General features: G+C 65.0%; 17 protein-coding genes. 10 read left to right on the top strand and 7 right to left on the bottom strand.

Translation table 11 applies throughout. The features are described 5' to 3' along the window. On the bottom strand, positions 1-2,424 hold a 2,424-nt coding region (gene ppc, locus AC16JP_RS08995), incomplete at its 3' end, for a phosphoenolpyruvate carboxylase (protein ID WP_484340275.1). A 196-nt stretch (positions 2,425-2,620) separates the two neighbouring features. Here ppc and AC16JP_RS08990 point away from each other — a divergent pair. The 3 genes from AC16JP_RS08990 to AC16JP_RS08980 all read left to right on the top strand — a co-directional run bounded on the left by AC16JP_RS08990 (position 2,621) and on the right by AC16JP_RS08980 (position 5,206). Continuing rightward, entirely contained in the window at positions 2,621-4,144 is a 1,524-nt protein-coding gene (locus AC16JP_RS08990; RefSeq protein WP_484340274.1) for a YifB family Mg chelatase-like AAA ATPase, read from the top strand. 98 nt (positions 4,145-4,242) lie between these two features. Continuing rightward, the gene (locus tag AC16JP_RS08985; protein WP_484340273.1) at positions 4,243-4,755 is read left to right on the top strand and encodes a hypothetical protein; all 513 of its coding nucleotides are present in this window, start codon (positions 4,243-4,245) and stop codon (positions 4,753-4,755) included. A 37-nt stretch (positions 4,756-4,792) separates the two neighbouring features. After that, on the top strand, positions 4,793-5,206 hold the full coding sequence (locus AC16JP_RS08980; RefSeq protein ID WP_484340272.1) for a DUF805 domain-containing protein: 414 nt from the start codon (positions 4,793-4,795) through the stop codon (positions 5,204-5,206). Positions 5,207-5,294: 88 nt separating this feature from the next. Here AC16JP_RS08980 and AC16JP_RS08975 read toward each other — a convergent pair whose 3' ends face one another. Then, positions 5,295-6,542 carry a cytochrome P450 gene (locus AC16JP_RS08975; RefSeq protein ID WP_484340271.1) on the bottom strand — a complete coding sequence of 416 codons (1,248 nt, stop codon included), beginning with the start codon at positions 6,540-6,542 and terminating at the stop codon, positions 5,295-5,297. Positions 6,543-6,648: 106 nt separating this feature from the next. After that, positions 6,649-7,878, bottom strand: coding sequence for a dicarboxylate/amino acid:cation symporter (locus AC16JP_RS08970; RefSeq protein WP_484340270.1), 1,230 nt, complete (start codon positions 7,876-7,878; stop codon positions 6,649-6,651). Between the two features lie 82 nt (positions 7,879-7,960). Here AC16JP_RS08970 and AC16JP_RS08965 point away from each other — a divergent pair, with 82 nt between their 5' ends. Then, positions 7,961-8,608 carry an HAD-IA family hydrolase gene (locus AC16JP_RS08965; protein WP_484340269.1) on the top strand — a complete coding sequence of 216 codons (648 nt, stop codon included), beginning with the start codon at positions 7,961-7,963 and terminating at the stop codon, positions 8,606-8,608. Positions 8,609-8,618: 10 nt separating this feature from the next. Here AC16JP_RS08965 and rpoN read toward each other — a convergent pair whose 3' ends face one another. The 4 genes from rpoN to AC16JP_RS08945 form a co-directional block, all read right to left on the bottom strand. After that, entirely contained in the window at positions 8,619-10,112 is a 1,494-nt protein-coding gene (gene rpoN / locus AC16JP_RS08960; RefSeq protein WP_484340268.1) for an RNA polymerase factor sigma-54, read from the bottom strand. Positions 10,113-10,170: 58 nt separating this feature from the next. Further along, complete coding sequence (gene lptB, locus AC16JP_RS08955) at positions 10,171-10,944, bottom strand: LPS export ABC transporter ATP-binding protein (protein ID WP_484340277.1); 774 nt, start codon at positions 10,942-10,944, stop codon at positions 10,171-10,173. Positions 10,945-11,140: 196 nt separating this feature from the next. Further along, on the bottom strand, positions 11,141-12,553 hold the full coding sequence (gene glnA / locus AC16JP_RS08950; protein WP_484340267.1) for a type I glutamate--ammonia ligase: 1,413 nt from the start codon (positions 12,551-12,553) through the stop codon (positions 11,141-11,143). An 86-nt stretch (positions 12,554-12,639) separates the two neighbouring features. Then, positions 12,640-12,978 carry a P-II family nitrogen regulator gene (locus AC16JP_RS08945; RefSeq protein ID WP_484340266.1) on the bottom strand — a complete coding sequence of 113 codons (339 nt, stop codon included), beginning with the start codon at positions 12,976-12,978 and terminating at the stop codon, positions 12,640-12,642. A gap of 131 nt (positions 12,979-13,109) precedes the next feature. Between AC16JP_RS08945 and AC16JP_RS08940 the strand changes: the two genes are divergently transcribed. The 6 genes from AC16JP_RS08940 to AC16JP_RS08915 form a co-directional block, all read left to right on the top strand. Beyond that, on the top strand, positions 13,110-14,342 hold the full coding sequence (locus tag AC16JP_RS08940) for an acyl-CoA dehydrogenase family protein (protein WP_484340265.1): 1,233 nt from the start codon (positions 13,110-13,112) through the stop codon (positions 14,340-14,342). A 128-nt stretch (positions 14,343-14,470) separates the two neighbouring features. Further along, positions 14,471-14,830, top strand: a complete 360-nt coding sequence (gene secG / locus AC16JP_RS08935; RefSeq protein WP_484340264.1) for a preprotein translocase subunit SecG — start codon at positions 14,471-14,473, stop codon at positions 14,828-14,830. A 72-nt stretch (positions 14,831-14,902) separates the two neighbouring features. Next, a complete protein-coding gene (locus AC16JP_RS08930) occupies positions 14,903-16,537 on the top strand; it encodes a CTP synthase (RefSeq protein WP_484340263.1) in 1,635 nt (544 codons plus the stop codon). 318 nt (positions 16,538-16,855) lie between these two features. Beyond that, positions 16,856-18,145 carry a proline--tRNA ligase gene (gene proS / locus AC16JP_RS08925; RefSeq protein WP_484340262.1) on the top strand — a complete coding sequence of 430 codons (1,290 nt, stop codon included), beginning with the start codon at positions 16,856-16,858 and terminating at the stop codon, positions 18,143-18,145. A gap of 17 nt (positions 18,146-18,162) precedes the next feature. Beyond that, positions 18,163-19,389, top strand: coding sequence for a lipoprotein-releasing ABC transporter permease subunit (locus tag AC16JP_RS08920; RefSeq protein WP_484340276.1), 1,227 nt, complete (start codon positions 18,163-18,165; stop codon positions 19,387-19,389). Beyond that, a partial coding sequence (locus AC16JP_RS08915; RefSeq protein WP_484340261.1) for an ATP-binding cassette domain-containing protein occupies positions 19,382-19,770 on the top strand: 389 nt, incomplete at its 3' end. The genes AC16JP_RS08920 and AC16JP_RS08915, both read left to right, overlap by 8 nt.

Raw genomic sequence — 19,770 nt, 5'->3', positions numbered from 1 at the left:
TCCGAACAGCGGCGCACCCTCGGCGCCGGCCAGCTCGGCGTAGCGCGCGGCAATCCCCATGTCGGACTTGGCCAGCACCATCTCCATGTTGGCCAGCATCGTCTGGAAGAACGGCCACTGTTCGGCCATCGCCCGCAACAGGCCCTGATCGGAAAACCGCTGCAACGCCTGCCCGGTGCCATACCAGCCGGGCAGCATCACCCGCGCCTGCGACCAGCTGAACACCCAGGGGATGGCACGCAGATCCTCGATCGCGTCGGATGCGGTGCGGCTTGCCGGGCGCGAACCGATCTTCAGGCTGGAAATCTCGGAGATCGGGGTCATCGCCCGGAAGAAACTGCGAAACCCCGACTGTTCATAGACCAGCCCGCGATAGGCGGCGAACCCTTCGGCCGACAGCCGATCCATCGCAGCGGTGAAGCGGGCGGCATCGGCCTGCGGCAACGCCGGCGGTTCGAGCGTGGCCAGCACCGTTGCGGCAGCGACGGTTTCCAGCGTCCGCGCGGCGGCTTCCGGCGTGCCATATTTCGCAGCGATGATTTCGCCCTGTTCGGTGATGCGGATGCGGCCTGCAACGGTTCCGGGCGGTTGCGCGCGGATGGCGTCGAAGCTGGGGCCGCCGCCGCGCCCGACCGATCCGCCGCGCCCGTGGAAAAGCTGGATCGGCACGGAAAGTTCGTCGAACACGCGCGCCAGCGCCGAAGTCCCCCGATGCAGCGACCAGGTCGAAGTGATGTAGCCGCCATCCTTGTTGCTGTCGGAATAGCCGATCATCACTTCCTGGCAGCCGCGCGCGCGCGCCGCATCGGCAACGCCGGGCAGCGACAGAAACCGGCGCATCGTATCGGGCGCGGCTTCAAGATCGGCGATGGTTTCGAACAGCGGCACCACCATCAGGTCGGGGTGCGGCGTCGCACCGGGCGCCAGCATTCCGGCCTCGCGCATCAGCAGCATCGGTTCCAGCAGGTCGGAAAGCGCGTTGGTCTTGGAAATGATGTAGGTGGTGATCGCCGCCGGCCCGTGCAGGCGGCGGATGTCGGCGGCGGCACCGAAGATCGCCAGTTCGCCGGCCGTGCGATCGGAAACCGGCGCCAGCGGCGTCGTCAGCAGCCTGACCGACGACAGTTCACGCAGCAGCAGCGCCACGCGCTGGTCCTCGTCCAGCGCGCGATAGTCGGCCTCTACGCCTGCCAGTTGCAACAGTTCGGCGACGCTTGCCTCGTGCACGTCGCTGTTCTGGCGCAAATCGATTGCAGCCAGATGGAAGCCGAACTGCCCGACGGCCAGCCGCAGCAGATCGAGCGCGCCGCCACCGGCACCCGCCGCTTCTGCGCCTTCGGCAAGGCAGTCCAGATCGGCCATAAACGCCTCGGGGCTGGCGTAGGGTTCGGCCAGCACACGCGCCGGGCGCGCAGGCGGCATGCCCGACAGTTGCTCGGCAGTTGTCGCCAGCCGCGCGTAGATGCCGGTCAGCGCGCGGCGATAGGGCTCGTCGGCGCGCGCGGGGCTGCCGTCGCCGCTGGCGTCGGCAAGGCGCATCACGCCTTCGGGAACCGGGGCCAGCTCGGATGAAATCGACAGTTCGGCCCCAAGCGCGTGAACCTGCGCCAGATACCAGTCGAACAGCAGCGCCGCCGCCCGCCGCATCGCCGTTCGCAGCGATTCCGCAGTGACATTGGGATTGCCGTCGCGGTCGCCGCCGATCCAGCTTCCGACCGTCAGGAACGGCGGCACCGGGGCGCCAAGCAGGTCGGCCCAGCCTTGCAGCAGGCGCGGCATGACCGGCAGAAAATCCTGCCCCAGCCAGTGCAGCGCGGAATCGATTTCATCCGACACAAGGATGCGTTCCCGCCTCAGCGGCCGCGTCTGCCACAGCAGCGCCACCTGCCGGCGGATCGCCCGCTCGACGGTTTCGCCCGGCCCGGCCTGCATCGCGCCGCGATCGGCCATTTGCATCAGTTCGGCGATGCGGTTGCGGTGGTCGATCACGCTTTTCCGGCGCACTTCGGTCGGGTGGGCGGTCAGCACCGGGGTCACGCGTGCGCGGGCCAGCAGGGCTGCGATCTGCGGCTTGCCGATGCCGCGTTCGTGCAGCGTCGCAACCGCCTGCGCCAGCGTCGCCCCGGCTTCGGGCGCGGCGCCTGCCGAAGCCGACATCTGCCGGTCTTCGGCAAGGTTCGCCAGCATCGAGAACAGCATGAAGCCCCTGAGGAACGCCAGCGTATCATCGAGCGAAAGCGCGCCCAGTTCCCCGGCAAGCGTTTCGACACCCAGCCCCTCGCGCTGGCGTGTCACGGATGCGGCGCGGATCGCCTCGGTGCGCCGGAACAGGTCGTCGCCGCCCAGATCGCGGATCACATCGCCAAGGATGCGCCCCAGCAGCCGGATGTCGGGGTTCTGGGTGATTGGCGTCGGTTCAGCCACGGATCGGTCCTTTGCAGTCTGTCGCCGTTAGATAGGCGCGTCGGCCTGATTCCCCAACGAAAAAGCCTGCTGTGCGGCACTTTAACATTGCCCTTCAATGCGCTAGACGGCGCGCCAGCTTGGGAACGTGCAGGTTTGCGGCTGCCGTGGCGCAGGCACCACGATCCGGGTCGGGCCAGTCGGGGGAACAGAAACTATGGTCGCTCGGGTCGCGACGGTCGCCTATCTCGGGCTGGAGGCCCGCCCGGTCGATGTGCAGGTGCAACTGGCGTCGGGGCTGGTCAGTTTCGTCGTCGTCGGGCTGCCCGACAAGGCAGTCAAGGAAAGCCGCGACCGGGTGACGGCGGCCTTTGCCGCGCTCGGGCTGGCGATGCCGGCCAAGCGGATCACGGTCAATCTGGCGCCTGCCGATCTGGAAAAGGCCGGTTCGCATTACGATCTGCCGATCGCGCTTGGCCTGCTGGCCGCGATAGGTGTGGTCGATCCGGAAACGCTCGCACATTATGTCGCCGTCGGGGAACTGTCGCTCGATGGCCGCATCACCCCGTCGCCCGGCGTGCTGCTGGCGGCGATGCACGCGCGGGCCAATGGCCTGGGGCTGATCTGCCCCGGCGCACAGGGCGCCGAAGCCGCCTGGTTCACCGCGATCGACGGCGGCATGGAACTGATCGCAGCGCCCGATCTGCATGCGCTGGTCGCGCACCTGAAGGGGGCAAAGCCGATCGCGCCGCCTGAAAGCGCCGATCTTGCCGCGTGCCCGTTTTCCGGCCCGGATTTCGGCGATGTGAAGGGGCAGGAAACCCCCAAGCGGGCGCTGGAAATTGCAGCGGCCGGCGGCCACAACCTGCTGATGAGCGGCCCGCCCGGCGCCGGCAAGTCGATGATGGCGGCGGCCCTGCCCGGTATTCTGCCGCCGCTGTCTGCCGGGGAAGCGCTGGAAGTGGCGATGATCGCCTCGCTTTCCGGGCTGCTGGAAGGCGGACGCATGCCGCGCAATCGGCCATTCCGCGCGCCGCACCATTCGGCGTCGATGGCGGCGCTGGTCGGCGGCGGCAGCCGCGCGCGGCCGGGTGAAGTAAGCCTCGCGCATCTGGGCGTGCTGTTCCTCGACGAACTGCCGGAGTTTCCGCGCGGCGTCCTCGATGCGCTGCGGCAGCCGCTCGAACGCGGGCAGGTGGAGGTCGCGCGCGCTGCGCATCATGTCACTTATCCGTCGCGCGTGCAGTTGATCGCGGCCATGAACCCGTGCCGCTGCGGCCATCTGGCCGACGCCTCGCTTGCCTGCTCGCGCGCGCCGCGCTGCGCCGACGACTATCAGGCACGCATTTCCGGCCCTCTCCTCGACCGGATCGACATTTTCGTCGACATCGAAGCCCTGAAAGCAAGCGATCTGGCCCTGCCCGCACCGGCGGAACGCAGCGATGCGATCGGCCTGCGTGTGGCCCATGCCCGCGCCGTCCAGCAACGCCGCTACCAGGGCACGGCCGCGCGCACCAATGCCGAAGCCGAGGGGAAGTGGCTGGAAACGCCCGACATGCTGGCCGCAGACGCGCGCGCATTGCTGCAGCGCGCGGCGGAAACGATGAAACTTTCCGCCCGTGGCTGGACCAGAATGCTGCGCGTTGCGCGCACCATCGCCGATCTGGATGGCAGCGCAGTCATCGGTCGCCAGCATGTTGCCGAGGCCCTGAGCTATCGCCGCCAGCGTGCCACGACCTGACCATCCGTTGCGCCCTTCAGCACCCTCGCCACGGCGGCATGAATCATGTAGCCTCGGGCAATCGGCCTCAACCCCGAGGCCTGCGGGAGAGGCGCATTTTGGGACGTCTGTCGGAACGGCTGCTTCCCGTCCTGATGGCAGTGATCGCCGGTCTGGTGCTGGCAATCGGCATTCGCGGCTTCCGCGCCGAACGGCCGTCATTTCTGCGGTTGCCGGGAACCGACAACACGATCCTCGTCACCGAAGCCTCGGCGCCCACCATCCGCGTCACGCTCGCCGACGGAACGGCGCTGCTGCTGGCGCGGGGAGGCCCGGCGCAAGAAGTTGCAGCCTTTCTGGCAAGCAACGAACCGGCGCCCGCAAACTTCCCGCTGTATACCGACAGACGTGGCGGCAGGATGCCACCCGCGCGCGCGATCAAGGACATCGCAACCGTGCTGAACGCCTATCCGCAGGCGCAGGTTGCGATCCGTGGCGCCGCCCCTTCGGCGGCGGATCTGGTCACGCAACTGGAAACCGCAGGCGTTGCGGCAGGGCGCATCGGCGTCGTTGCGCCCGACCAGGCACAGCCGAATGCCGCGCCGCTCGAACTGGTGGTTTCCACACGCTGACCACACGACCCATCCCACGCCCAAGAAGGAACCATTGATGTTCGAACCCTGGCGAAAATATGCCACGTTCAGCGGCCGAGCCCGCCGACGCGAATACTGGCTATGGCAGTTGTTTCTGGTGCTGCTGTTCGGCGCTCTGAACTACTGGCTCTATGCCACGCTGACCCCGGCAGAAGTCGTCAGCACGCCGTTCGAGTTTTCCGAGCTTAAGGTCTCGACGACGGCGAGCATGGTGCCCGCAACCATCATCGTGATCGCCGCTATCGCGCTGTTCCTGCCATCGCTTGCAGTATCGGTCCGCCGCCTGCACGACAGCGACAAGTCGGGGTGGTGGCTGCTTCTCGGGCTGACGGGGATCGGCGGCTTCGTGCTGCTGATCTTCTACCTGCTCGATGGCACGCCCGCGCGCAATGCCTTCGGCCCGGACCCGAAGGGCCGCGAACGCTATTGATCGAACAGGCGGGGCAGCGAAACCGCCACCTCGCCTGCTGTTCTCCCTCTCTCCGGTAATCTGGGTATGGGTGTTCCCCGGTCGCGCCTCAGCCGCGCGTCATCACGACGGGCATGCCGCGATAGCCGTGCACGAACGAAGAATAGACCCGCGTCGGCTCGCCGACCAGTTCCACCTTCATCTTGCGCTTCTGCATTCCCTCCAGCAGCGTCGTCAGTTGCAGTTCGGCAAGACGATAGCCAACGCAGCGGTGGATGCCGAAACCGAACGAAAGGTGCCGCCGCGCGTTCTCGCGGGTGGGGTCGAACACGTCGGCATTCTTGAACACGCTCTCGTCGCGGTTGGCCGAGAGATACCACATCACCACCTTCTCGCCGGCGCGGATGAGCTTGCCGCCAACTTCGAAATCCTGCGTCGCGGTGCGGCGCATGTGGGCAAGCGCCGTCTGCCAGCGGATCAGTTCCGAGGTGCCGTTGGCGATCAGTTCCGGGTTCGCCATCATCTTCGCCCAGTTGTCGGGGAACAGATGCTGCGCCATCACCGACCCCGACATGGTGTTGCGCGTGGTGTCGTTGCCGCCGACGATCAGCAGCACCAGATTGCCCATGAACTCCTGCGGGGTCATGTCTTTGGTGGCGTCGGAATGGATCATCATCGAAATCAGATCCGGGCGCGGTTCCTGTTTCGCCCGCTCGTTCCAGAGGTTGGTGAAATAACCCACCATCTCATAGAGGATTTCCCAGCGCTCCTTGTTCTTCTCGTCGCTTTCCATCGCCTCGAAGTCGGTCGCATTGTCCGACCATTTGGGCAGCAGGCGGCGGTCCTCCCACGGGAAGTCGAACAGGATGGCCAGCATCCCCGTCGTCAGTTCGACGGATACCTTGTCCACCCAGTCGAACTGTTCACCGACAGGCAGGCTATCCAGCAGTTCGTCCGTGCGGCGGCGGATATTGTCGGCCTGGCGGACGACTTCGGACGGGGTGAACGCCGGGGCCACTGTGCGCCGTTGCGCGGTGTGCTGCGGCCGGTCCATGGCGATGAACATCGGCATGTTTGGTTCATCGTTGCGGCCTTCCGGGCGTTCGGCAATGGTGATGCCGCCCTTTTCCCAACTGGACGAGAAAATGTCGGGCCGCCCCTCAACCTCCATGATGTGCTGATGCGACACGATGTTCCAGTAGGGGCCATACATGGATTCCGGGCACCAGTGGACCGGCCCCGCCGCCCGCAGCCGGGCAAAGTTCGACAGCACGTCCTTGTATTCAAGCCACAGATGCGGATTGCCGATATCCAGAATATCGAGCGGCAGTTCCGCCGTGCGCGCAAGCGTTGCCATGGTTCCTCACTCCCTTATCATTCGAAGGGAGCGTAACCTTGTCGTGCATCAAGTCAAGAGAGTGCGGAGTGCTGCTCCGCAAAAAATCATGCGCGCTTTCAGCAGGTCAGCCGGGGCGATTTTCCTCCCATTTGGCGACGACTGCGGTCGCCACCGCATTGCCGACGACGTTGGTCGCCGAACGCCCCATGTCGAGGAAATGGTCGACCGCCAGGATGAGGACGAGGCCCGCTTCCGGGATGTTGAACTGCCCGAGCGTCGCGGCGATGACGACGAGGCTGGCGCGCGGAACGCCAGCCATGCCCTTCGACGTGACCATCAGGATCAGCAGCATGGTGATTTCATGCCCCAGCGTCAGGTCGATGCCATAGGCCTGCGCGATGAAGATCGTCGCGAACGAGCAATACATCATCGATCCGTCGAGATTGAAACTGTAGCCCAGCGGCAGCACGAAGCTGGCGATGCGCGGCGGTACGCCGAACCGTTCCAACGCTTCCATCGTGCGCGGATAGGCCGCTTCCGAACTGGCGGTGGTAAAGGCCAGCACGAACGGGTCGCGGATTTCCATCGCCAGCCGCCCGGCATTCTTCATGCCGATCACCAGCCCGCCAGCGAACAGGATGGTGCACATCAGGAACGCCAGCGCCACATAGAACCCGCCCATGAACGCGCCATAGGTGGCGACGACGCCAAGGCCGCGTTCGGCGATGGTGGCGGCGACGGCGGCAAAAACCGCTGCCGGCGCGAACAGCATCACATAGCCGGTCACGATCAGCATCAGATGCATCAGCGCATCCATCGCCTTCAGGATGGGGGCGCCCTTTTCGCCCATCTGCGCCAATGCGGCACCTGCGAACAACGAGAACACGACGATCTGCAGAATTTCGTTGGTGGCCAGCGCCTCGACGATCGATTTCGGCACCAGATGGGTGACGAACTGCTTCAGGTCGAACGAGGCGACGGCAACCCCGCTTTCGGCCGACGCGGGCGGCAGCGGCAGATCGAGACCGACGCCCGGCTGCAACAGGTTCACTGCAAAGATGCCGATCACGATCGACACCATCGACGCGCCGACGAACCAGCCGACGGCGCGGCCGCCGATGCGGCCGAGCGCCTTGGTGTCCCCCCCCATGTGGCCGATCCCGGAAACCAGCGCCGAAAACACCAGCGGCGCGATGATCATCTTGATCAGGCGCAGGAACAGATCGGTGACGATCCCCAGATAATAGGCGCTCTGCTTGGCTGTTTCGGGTGTCGCCATACGGTTGATCAGGAACCCCGCGACAAGGCCCAGAGCCAGCGCGCCAAGAATCCACCAGGTCAGCTTCTTTCCCATGGCGCAGCCCTGCCAGCTTGCAGGTTCGGCGGCAAGGCGGCATCCACCGCTGCAACACATCAGAAAAAGACAGGAGGGCGATTTGCAGCCGACCAAGGCGGTTCTGTGGGATTTCGGCGGGGTCATCACCACCTCGCCGTTCGAGGCGTTCGCCCGATACGAGCGGGCGCGCGCACTGCCCAACGGGTTCATCCGCAGCGTCAACGCCCGCAACCCCGACACCAACGCCTGGGCGCGCCTTGAACGCAATGAAATCGGCGCGGAAAGCTTCGATGTGATCTTCCGCGCCGAAGCGCTGGCCCTTGGCCACGACGTTCCCGGAAGCGATGTGCTGCCGCTGCTTTCGGGCGATGTCCGGCAGCGCATGGTTGCAACCCTCGACCGGCTGAAAGCGGCAGGGTTCCGGCTTGGCTGCATCACCAACAATGCAAACGTCGGAAACGGCGCCGGGATGGCCGCAAACGCCGATGCCGCCGACCGCGTGAGCGCCATTCTGGGCCGGTTCGATCATGTGATCGAAAGCTCGAAGGCCGGTGTCCGCAAGCCCGATCCGCGCATCTATGTGATGATGTGCGAAGCGCTGGATGTTGCGCCCGAACACTGCATCTATCTCGATGATCTGGGGATCAACTGCAAACCGGCGGCGATGCTTGGCATGCGCGCAATCAAGGTGACAACCGAGGAACAGGCGCTGGCGGATCTCGGCGCGCTGCTGGGCATGGCGTTCTAGGAACTGCGCGTCAGGCGGCCTTCACCAGCGCCCGGCGCCTGCGGTCGAAGCTCGAGGGGATGCCTATCGCCTCGCGGTATTTCGCCACCGTCCTGCGGGCCAGATCATAGCCCTCGGCCCGCAGCATCTCGACGAGCCGGTCGTCGGACAGCGGCTTCAACGGCGCTTCTGCCTCGATCAGCGCCTTCAGCATCTGCCGGGCGGCCTCGGCCGACGCGTCGTCGCCGCCGTCGGCTGCGTGGATCGCCGTGGTGAAGAAATATTTCAGCTCGAAAACGCCGCGCTCGCACGACAGATATTTGTTGCTGGTCACGCGGCTGACCGTCGATTCGTGCATGCTGATCATGTCGGCGATACGGCGCAGCGTCAGCGGCTTCAGCCGCGCCACCCCATGTTCGAAGAACGCGCGCTGCTCCTCGACCAGCGCAGTTGATACTTTCAGGATGGTCGACGCCCGCTGATCGAGCGCCTTCATCAGCCAGTTCGCCTGTGCGAGACAGCCGTCGAGGAACTGCCGCTCGGCCTTGCCGCGCACATTTTCGGCACTGGCGGAATGGGCGGCGATCCGCGCGTGATAGCGCCGGTTGACGACAAGGCGCGGCAAGGTGGCGTTGTTCAGCTCGACGGCCCAGCCGCGTGCCACACGGCGGACGAACACATCCGGCACGATCGGGACCGCCTCTCCGCCGCCATAGACCAGACCCGGCTTCGGATCGTAGCTGCGCAGTTCCCGCAGCATGTCCGCCAGTTCCTCGGCATCGACGTCGCACAGGCGGCGGAGCTTCACGAGGTCGCCGCGCACGACAAGGTCGAGATTATCGATCAGGGCGGCCATGCACGGGTCGTAGCGATCGGCTTCCTTTGCTTGCAACGCGATGCATTCGGCAAGGTTTCGCGCGCCGACGCCTGTTGGCTCGAAGCTCTGCACGATCGCCAGCACCCGTTCGACCTCGGTCTCGGCGACACCCAGACGGGCTGCGATTTCCGCAACGGGGTCGGTCAGATACCCGGCCGGGTCGATCAGCGAGACGAGGTGCATGGCGATCGCAAGATCGGCCCCGCCAAGCGCCATCGCCTGCCGTTCCAGCACTTCCGACAAGGATGGCGTGCCGGCGGCGAAACTGTCGAAGCTGAAATCCTCGTCGCTGCCGGCCGTGCGGTTGCTGTCGGAGGCGCAGTCGTGATGGAAGCGCTCCTCTCCCATGTCGACGTCCTGGTCGGCATCCGACGCCGCACCGCCGCCTGCAGCCAGTTCAAGATCCATGTCGGCCGCATCGGACGACTGCGTTGCGGGTGCTTCTCCGTCGGCGGTCGGCTCGGAGCCGAAGGCGTCGCCGTCGCCTTCGCCCTCGATTTCGAGCAGGGGATTGCGGTCAAGTTCGGCTGCAATTTCTGCAGCGAGTTCGAGATTGCCCAGCGCCAGCAGCTTGATCGCTGCCTGCAACTGCGGGGAAAGGGTCAGCGTCTGGCTGGTCTGCAGATCAAGGCGCGGCCCCAGTCCCATGGTCAGCCGCCTTCGGCCGTGCGGTTGCCGCCGGTTCTGGTGATGGAAACCATCGCCGTCACAGCGAGAAATCCTCGCCCAGATAGAATTTCCGCACCGATTCATCGGCGACCAGCGCGTCGGGCGTGCCTTCGAACAGCACCCGGCCATCATAGATGATGCAGGCGCGATCGACGATGTCGAGCGTTTCGCGGACATTGTGATCGGTGATCAGCACCCCGATATCGCGGTCCTTCAGGTGGCTGACCAATGTGCGGATGTCGGCGATCGAAATCGGGTCGATCCCGGCGAACGGCTCATCCAGCAGCATGATCGAAGGGCTGGCGGCAAGCGCGCGCGCAATCTCGCAGCGGCGGCGTTCCCCTCCGGAAAGGGCCATCGCCGGGCTGGTGCGCAGGCGGGTGATGTTGAATTCGCCCAGCAACTGCTCAAGGCGGGCGGCGCGTGCCACCGGGTCCGGTTCGGATACTTCCAGCACTGCCGAGATATTGTCCTCGACCGTCATGCCACGGAAAATCGACGTTTCCTGCGGCAGATAGCCAAGCCCCAGCACCGCGCGCCGATACATCGGCAGCCGTGTGATATCGACCCCGTCCAGCAGGATGCGGCCCTGATCGGGGGCGGCCAAACCCATGATCGAATAGAAACAGGTGGTCTTGCCGGCACCATTCGGGCCAAGCAGCCCCACCACTTCTCCGCGGTTTACCGACAGCGACACGTCGCGCAGCACGACGCGCTTGTCATAGGATTTGCCGATCGACACGACCGCAAGGCCATTGTCGGCAGCGGCCACGCCGCCCCGCATTTCGCCCACACCAGCCTCGGCCACCATCGTTGTCAAACCCGGCCTTTCGTACTGCGACACCAATCGCCAGCATATTGTTCACGCACCGCTATGATTGGCGCGATTCTTGCTGACATCACGGAAACTACCCCCGTCCGCAGGCCCGTTCAAGGCAAGGCACGGGGGAAGCTTCCGAAATGGCGGGTTTATCCAACTGCCGGCCGCGACGAGGCGGCCGACTGCATCAGCCGCTGTAGTACATCTCGAACTCGACGGGGCTGGGCGCCATCTCCCAGCGCAGAACGTCCTCCATCTTCAGCGCGATGTAGCTGTCGATCTGGTCATCGGTGAAGACGCCGCCCTTGGTCAGGAACGCGCGCCCCTTGTCGAGCGAGGCCAGCGCTTCACGCAGCGATCCGCAAACCGACGGGATCTTCTTCAGTTCGCGCGGCGGCAGGTCATAGAGGTTCTTGTCCATCGGCTGGCCGGGGTGGATGCGGTTCTCGATCCCGTCGAGACCGGCCATCAGCAGCGCCGAGTAGGCAAGGTAGGGATTGGCGAGTGGATCGGGGAACCGCACTTCCACCCGCTTGGCCTTGGCGCCGGAACCTGCCGGAATCCGGCACGACGCCGAACGGTTGCTGCCGGAATAGGCCAGCAGCACCGGCGCTTCGAAGCCCGGCACCAGCCGCTTGTAGCTGTTGGTCGTCGGGTTGGTGAAGGCGTTGCAGGCCTTGGCGTGCTTGATGATGCCGCCGATGAAGTAAAGCGCGGTATCCGAAAGCCCGGCATAGCCTTCGCCAGCGAACAGCGGCTTGCCCTTGTTCCAGATCGACAGGTGGGTGTGCATCCCCGAGCCGTTGTCTTCCTTGATCGGCTTGGGCATGAACGTCGCCGTCTTGCCGTAGGCCTGCGCCACCATGTGCACGACATATTTGTAGATCTGCATGCGGTCGGCCGTCTGCACCAGCGTGCCGAACTCCAGCCCCAGTTCATGCTGCGATGCGGCGACCTCGTGGTGATGCTTGTCGCACGGCAGGCCCATGTCCAGCATGGTCTGCACCATTTCGGCACGGATGTCGGTTGCCGAATCCACCGGCGCCACCGGAACATAACCGCCCTTGGCGCGCGGCCGATGGCCCAGATTGCCTTCCTCGTAGCTGCGGTTGCTGTTGGTCGGGAACTCGATGTCGTCGATGCTGAAGCTCGACCCGTTGTAGCCGGTGCCGAAGCGCACGTCGTCGAACATGAAAAATTCGGCTTCCGGGCCGATATAGACCGTGTCGCCGATGCCGGTGCTTTTCAGATAGGCTTCGGCGCGCTTGGCGGTCGAGCGCGGGTCGCGGCGGTAGAGTTCACCCGTCGACGGCTCGACCACGTCGCAGACCAGAATCGCCATCGGCGTGGCGCTGAACGGGTCGACGTTGAAGGACTCGAGGTCCGGCTTCAGGATCATGTCGGATTCGTTGATCACCTTCCAGCCGGCGATCGACGACCCGTCGAACATGAAGCCTTCTTCCAGATTGTCCTCGTTGATGGTGCGCCGCGCCATCGTCATGTGGTGCCATTTCCCGCGCGGGTCGGTGAAGCGCAGATCGACCCAGTCGATCTCCTTGTCCCGGATGGTGTTCAGGATGTCGGACGGCTTCGTGGCCATGAAAGTCCTCGCTAGTTTGCAGGAATGGATCGGTTGCGATCCGGCGCCGCCCCGCCTTCGGATGCCCCGCTTCGGAAACCCTGTGGTCAGATGGCGTCGAGATCGGTTTCGCCTGTGCGGATTCGAAGCGCCCTGTCAATCGTCGAGACGAAGATTTTTCCGTCGCCGATGCGCCCCGTGCGGGCAGCGTTCGCGATCGCTTCAACCACGCGATCCACCTGCGAATCGTCTAGCACCATTTCAAGGCGCACCTTGGGCAGGAAGTCGACGACATATTCCGCGCCCCGATACAGTTCGGTATGCCCCTTCTGCCGCCCGAAACCGCGCGCTTCGGTGACGGTGATCCCCGAGACGCCGACCTCGTGCAGCGCCTCCTTCACCTCGTCGAGCTTGAACGGCTTGATGATCGCTTCGACCTTTTTCATCGCGTCCTGGTCTCCCTGACAATCGGCCGCACCTGCGGCCCGGATACTGCACAAAGCATTGGTTGCAGCCACCCGCAAGCCCGCCTAGTTTCCGCCGCGCACCAATCATGATGGAAACCGGGAGATTGCCCATGGATTTCGAATATACACCACGCATGAAGGAAATGCAGGAGCGCGTGCGCGCCTTCATGGACGAACATGTCTATCCGAACGAAGCCCGCTACGAGGACGAGGCCGCCAGGGGCGAACGCTGGAAGGTGATCCCGGTCATCGAGGAACTGAAGCCCAAGGCGCGTGCCGCGGGCCTGTGGAACATGTTCGTGCCGCCGACGCACGGCGGCAAGCCGGTCCACCACTTCGAGTTCGAGGGGACCCCGCTTACCAACCTCGAATATGCCCCGCTTGCCGAAGAAATGGGCCGGGTCGGCTGGTCGAGCGAGGTGTTCAACTGCTCGGCGCCGGATACCGGCAACATGGAAGTGCTTGCACGCTACGGCACGCGCGAGCAGCAGGAACAGTGGCTGGCGCCGCTGTCGCGCGGGGAAATCCGCTCGGCCTTCCTGATGACGGAACCGGCGGTCGCTTCGTCCGACGCCACCAACATCGAAACATCGATCCGCCGCGAAGGCGATGAATATGTCATCAACGGCCGCAAGTGGTGGTCGTCGGGCGTCGGCGATCCGCGCTGCAAGGTGGCGATCGTCATGGGCAAGACCGATACGTCCGCGCCGCGCCACCTGCAGCAGTCGCAGGTGCTGGTGCCGGTCGATGCGCCGGGCGTCACCAAGGTCCGCGCACTGCACGTCTTCGGCTACGACGACGCACCGCACGGCCACTTCGAAGTACTGCTGGAAAATGTCCGGGTGCCGGTGTCGAACGTCATCCTCGGCGAAGGCCGTGGATTCGAAATCGCGCAGGGCCGCCTCGGGCCGGGCCGCATCCACCACTGCATGCGCTCGATCGGGTCGGCGGAACGGGCACTGGAAAAGATGGTGAAGCGCCTGAAAAGCCGTGTGGCGTTCGGCAAGCCGATCTCGGATCACAGCGTCTGGCACGAGCGTATCGCCAATGCCCGCATCGAAATCGAGCAGGCCCGCCTGCTGTGCCTGAAGGCCGCCCACATGATGGACACGGTCGGCAACAAGAACGCCAAGGCGCTGATCGCAATGATCAAGGTGGTGGCGCCCAACGTATCGACGCGGGTGCTGGACATGGCGATTCAGGCGCATGGCGGCGGCGGCGTGTGCCAGGACTATGGCCTTGCCTCCAGCTATTCCGGCCAGCGCACCCTGCGCCTCGCCGACGGCCCGGACGAGGTGCACCGTGTCACCATCGCCAAGGAAGAACTGAAGCGCTACAACTGAGGCGCCGACGTATGGCAACGGCGGCGGCGGGCTGCAAACCCGCCGCCTTCTTGCGCCCGACCACGCATCGCCCTATGTGCGGCGTGAAAATTTTTTCGAACATGGCTGCGAGTTTCTGATCCGTGCTGATGACGTTCCTTCTTGTCGTGCATACCCTGCTGGCGCTGGCGCTGGTGGGTGTGATCCTGATGCAAAAGTCGGAAGGCGGCGGATTCACCGGCGGATCGACCGGGGGGCTGGTTTCCGCGCGTGGCGCCGCCGACCTGCTGACCCGCACCACGTCGATCGTCGCCACGCTGTTCATCGCAACTTCGCTGATTCTTGCCTGGCTTGCGGGTCACAGCAATCGCCCCAAAACGATCGACACCAGCCTGGCGCGGGAAGCTCCGGCCATCGTGCCGCCGGCAACTCCGGCAACCGCACCGGCGCCCGGTGGCGCCCCGGCCGCACCGCAACAGGCCCCTGCCGGCGTTCCTGTCGCCAACTAATTTCACTTCCCTGTTGAAAACCGGCGCGGCGCGCGTGACAGCGGCCGCGTCCAAGCTTAGGTATTGTCTCCCATGGCGCGGTTCATCTTCATCACCGGCGGCGTGGTCTCCTCGCTTGGCAAGGGCCTGATGGCGGCATCGCTCGGCGCGCTGCTGCAAGCGCGCGGATATCGCGTGCGCATCCGCAAGTTCGACCCCTATCTGAACGTCGATCCGGGCACCATGAGCCCCTACCAGCACGGCGAGGTCTATGTGACCGACGACGGCGCCGAAACCGACCTCGACCTCGGCCACTACGAGCGTTTCACCGGTGTCGCGTCGCGCCAGACCGACAACATCACCTCTGGCCGGATCTATCAGCAGATCATCAACCGCGAACGCCGGGGCGATTATCTCGGCGCCACCGTGCAGGTGATCCCCCACGTCACCGACGCGATCAAGGCGTTCGCCCTCGCCGACACCGATGATCTGGACTTCGTCCTCTGCGAAATCGGCGGTACCGTCGGCGACATCGAATCGCTGCCCTTCATCGAAGCCATCCGGCAGTTGAAGAACGAACTCGGCCGTGGGCAGAGCATTTCAGCGCATGTGACGCTGGTGCCCTTCATTGCAGCGGCTGGCGAACTGAAGACCAAGCCCACCCAGCACAGCGTGCGCGAACTGGCATCTCTGGGTGTCCAGCCCGACGTTCTGGTCTGCCGCTGCGAACATCCGCTGCCCGCAAGCGAACGGGCGAAGATCGCGCTGTTCTGCAATGTGCCGAAGGAAGCGGTGATACCGGCCCTGGATGCGAAATCCATCTACGCGGTGCCGCTGCAATATCATGTCGAGGGGCTGGACGCCGAAGTGCTGAAGGCTTTCGGTCTGGAACCCGGCCCCGCGCCCGACCTTTCCCGCTGGGACGACATCGTCGATCGCCTCACCAACCCCGAAGGCGAGGTGACAGTTGGCGTCGTCGGCAAATATGTCGGTCTGCCGGACGCCTACAAGAGCCTGAACGAAGCGCTGGTGCATGGCGGCATCGCCAACCGGGTGAAAGTGAATATCCGCTGGATCGACGCCGAGCTGTTCGAGCAGCCGGAAAGCGACATTGCCGCCAGCCTCGAACCGCTGCACGCGATTCTGGTGCCGGGCGCATTTGGCGAACGCGGTGCCGAAGGCAAGATCGCCGCCATCCGCTTCGCTCGCGAACGACACGTTCCCTATTTCGGCATCTGCTTCGGCATGCAGATGGCCTGCGTCGAAACCGCCCGCAACATCGCCGGGATCCGCGCCGCCTCGTCGACCGAATTCGGCCCGACGGCGGAACCGGTCGTCGGCCTGATCACCGAATGGATGGCGGACAGCGGCCTCGAAACCCGCGCCCACGGCGGCGATCTGGGCGGCACAATGCGGCTCGGCGCCTATTCCGCCAGCCTTCTGGGCAACAGCCACGTCGCTTCTATCTATGGCGGCACCGCAATCTCGGAACGCCACCGCCACCGCTACGAAGTCAACATGGGCTATCGCGATGCGCTGGAAAAGGCGGGGCTGGTCGTCACCGGCCTGTCGCCCGACGGGCGGCTTCCGGAAATCGTCGAGCGGCCCGACCACCCGTGGTTCGTCGGCGTGCAGTTCCACCCCGAGCTGAAATCGAAGCCGTTTGCGCCGCATCCGCTGTTCGCCAGCTTCATCGAAGCTGCGGTAAAGCAGTCGCGCCTGGTCTGATCGGTCCGCGAACCCGCGCACACGCGAATCGGCAAATGGAAAAGGGCCGCCCGGTTGCCGGGCGGCCCTCAACGTTCGTGTTCGAACCCCTTTATTCAGAAGGCCCCTGGCGGCGTGGCTTGCCGCCACGTCCACCGGAACCCGCCCCGAACCCCGGCCGGCGCTGCCATCCAGGTGCGACAAAGTTATACAGGCCGTCGCCATGCTGTCATCCAACATGACCAAAGCTAAGCAAATCGGCGAAGCGCTGTTGCCGCGACGCCACAGCATCGGCTAGGCAACCGCCTTTCCGAACCGGCCTGAAGGGTCCTGCAATCCATGCTGCTTTCCCGCTACCTCCTGCCCGTCATGAAGGAGACGCCCGCCGACGCGCAGATCGTCTCGCACCAGTTGATGCTGCGTGCCGGGCTGATCCGGCAGACTGCGGCCGGAATCTATGCGTGGCTGCCGCTGGGGCTGAAGGTTCTCGACCGCATCGCCGACATCGTCCGCGCCGAACAGAACCGCGCCGGCGCCATCGAGTTGCTGATGCCGACCATCCAGTCCGCAGACCTGTGGCGCCAGTCCGGCCGTTATGATGCCTATGGCCCTGAAATGCTGCGGTTTCAGGATCGGGGCGGCCGGGAAATGCTGTATGGCCCGACCAACGAGGAAATGATCACCGCGATCTTCCGCGACTGCGTCCGCAGCTATCGCGATCTTCCGCGCACGCTCTATCATATCCAGTGGAAGTTCCGCGACGAAGTCCGGCCGCGGTTCGGGGTGATGCGCGGGCGCGAGTTCCTGATGAAAGACGCCTACAGCTTCGACATGGACGCCGAAGGCGGCCGCGCCAGCTATGATGCGCAGTTCACCGCCTATCTGCGCACCTTTGCCGCGATGGGCCTGCGCGCGGTTCCCGTGCGCGCGCCGACCGGCCCGATCGGCGGCGACCTGAGCCACGAGTTCCACATTCTCGCCGACACCGGCGAGAGCGAGGTATTCTATGATTCGGCCCTCGACGAAGTGGATCTCGCGGATGCCGATGCACCGGCAAAGCTGCGCGGCCTCTATGCGATGGAGGCCGAGGAGCACGAGAAAGTCACGGATTGCCCGGTTCCGCCGGAACGGCTGGCGCGCCGGCGCGGCATCGAAGTGGGGCACATCTTCTTCTTCGGCAGCAAATATTCGGCGTCGATGGGGATGCAGGTGCAGGCGCGCGACGGCAGCCTCGTCAACCCGCTGATGGGAAGCTACGGCGTCGGCGTGTCCAGATTGATGGGCGCGCTGATCGAAGCCAATCACGATGCGCAAGGCATCATCTGGCCCGATTCCGTTGCGCCCTTCGATATCGGCCTGATCAACCTGCGCCCCGACGACGCTGCCTGCGCGACGGCCGCAGCACAGGTGCATGCTGCACTCGAAGCCGCCGGGAAAAGCGTCCTCCACGACGACCGTGATGCGCGCGGCGGCGAAAAGTTCGCAACGATGGACCTGATCGGCCTGCCGTGGCAGGTGACGGTCGGCCCCAAGGGCGCAGCGGCTGGCACCGTCGAACTGAAGCGCCGCCGGACCGGCGAAAAGCACGAACTGTCGATCGAAAGCGCGCTTGCGCGTATCGTCGCGTGATCACCGCCTACGAGCGCATGATTGCGCGCCGCTACCTGCTTCCGGGGCAGGGCGAGCGCTTCATCGTGCTGGTGGCAGGCATATCGCTGATCGCGGTTGCGCTTGGCGTTGCGGCGTTGATCGCCGTCATGAGCGTGATGAACGGATTTCGCGCCGAACTGTTCGAGCGGTTTCAGGGCCTGAACGGCCACGCCGTCGCCCAGGGCTATGGCGGCCGCCTGCCCGAATGGCGGGGCATCGTCCAACTGGCCGAAAAAACCGATGGCGTGCTGACGGCAACGCCGCTGATCGAACAGCCGCTGATGGGTTCGGCCAACGGCAGGGTGGAAGGCGTGCTGGTGCGCGGGATGCGCGTGCCCGACATCCTGAAAACCGATGTCATCGCCAACACCGTGCAATCGGGCGACATCCATCGCCTGAAAGCCGGAGAGCCGGTGGTTGCGATCGGCGCAAGGCTCGCTGAAAATCTCGGCGTCAAGGTGGGCGACCGGATTTCCCTCATCTCTCCGCAGGGGACCACGACGCCGTTCGGCACCGTCCCCCGGATCGTATCCTATGAAATCGTCGCCACCTTCGAGATCGGCATCTACGACTTCGACAAGGCGTTCGTGGTGATGCCGCTGGACCAGGCGCAGACGCTGTTCGACATGGGCGACGAGGTGGGCATGGTGATGATGACCACGCGCGACCCCGACAAGGTGGACCAGTATATGCGCCCGCTGGCCGAAAAGATCGGGCTTTCGGCGCTGGTGACAGACTGGCGGCAGATGAACGCCGCCCTGTTCCAGGCGCTCGTCGTCGAGCAGGTGGTGATGTTCTGGGTGCTGTCGATCATCATCCTTGTAGCGGTGTTCAATATCCTTTCGTCGCTGATCATGCTGGTAAGGGCGAAAACCCGCGACATCGCCATCCTTCGCACGATGGGTGCAAGCCGTGCCGCGCTGATGCGGGTGTTCGTGATCGTCGGCACGTCGATCGGGGCGCTGGGCGTCACGCTGGGGCTGGGGCTGGGCTTTCTGGTGTTGCAGTTCCGCCAGCAACTCGTGTCGGGTTTTGCCGCACTGTCGGGAACCAATCTGTGGGATCCGTCGGTCCGTTACCTGACCGAGCTTCCGGCCCGCACCGACCCGGCAGAAGTTGCCGGGATCGTGGCGTTGGCGCTGGTGCTGTCGTTCCTTGCCACACTGTATCCGGCGTGGAAGGCATCCGGCACCGACCCGGTGACGGTGCTTCGCTATGAGTAAGCTGGCGCTGGAGCTTGCGGAGCTGACACGTAGCTTCCGCCAGGGCGACACGGTGATCGACGTGCTGCGCGGCGTCGACCTGCGGTTGAGCCGTGGGGAAATTGTCGCGCTTCTGGGGCCATCCGGTTCCGGCAAATCGACCCTGTTGCAGGCAGCCGGCCTGCTGGAAGGCGGGTTCGGCGGACGGATCGCGATCCTCGGCACCGAGGCTGCGGGCCTTGGCGATCAGGGGCGCACGGCGCTGCGCCGCGACAGGCTGGGCTTCGTCTATCAGTTCCATCACCTGCTGCCCGACTTCTCGGCGCTGGAGAATGTCATGCTGGCGCAACTGGTGGCGGGTGCGGAACGGGCCGCAGCGCATGCGCGTGCAGCCGACCTGCT

This window comes from Sandaracinobacteroides sp., assembly GCF_057137845.1.
The sequence above is the reverse complement of the archived record's forward strand: the minus strand, read 5'-3'. Positions and strand labels throughout refer to the sequence as shown.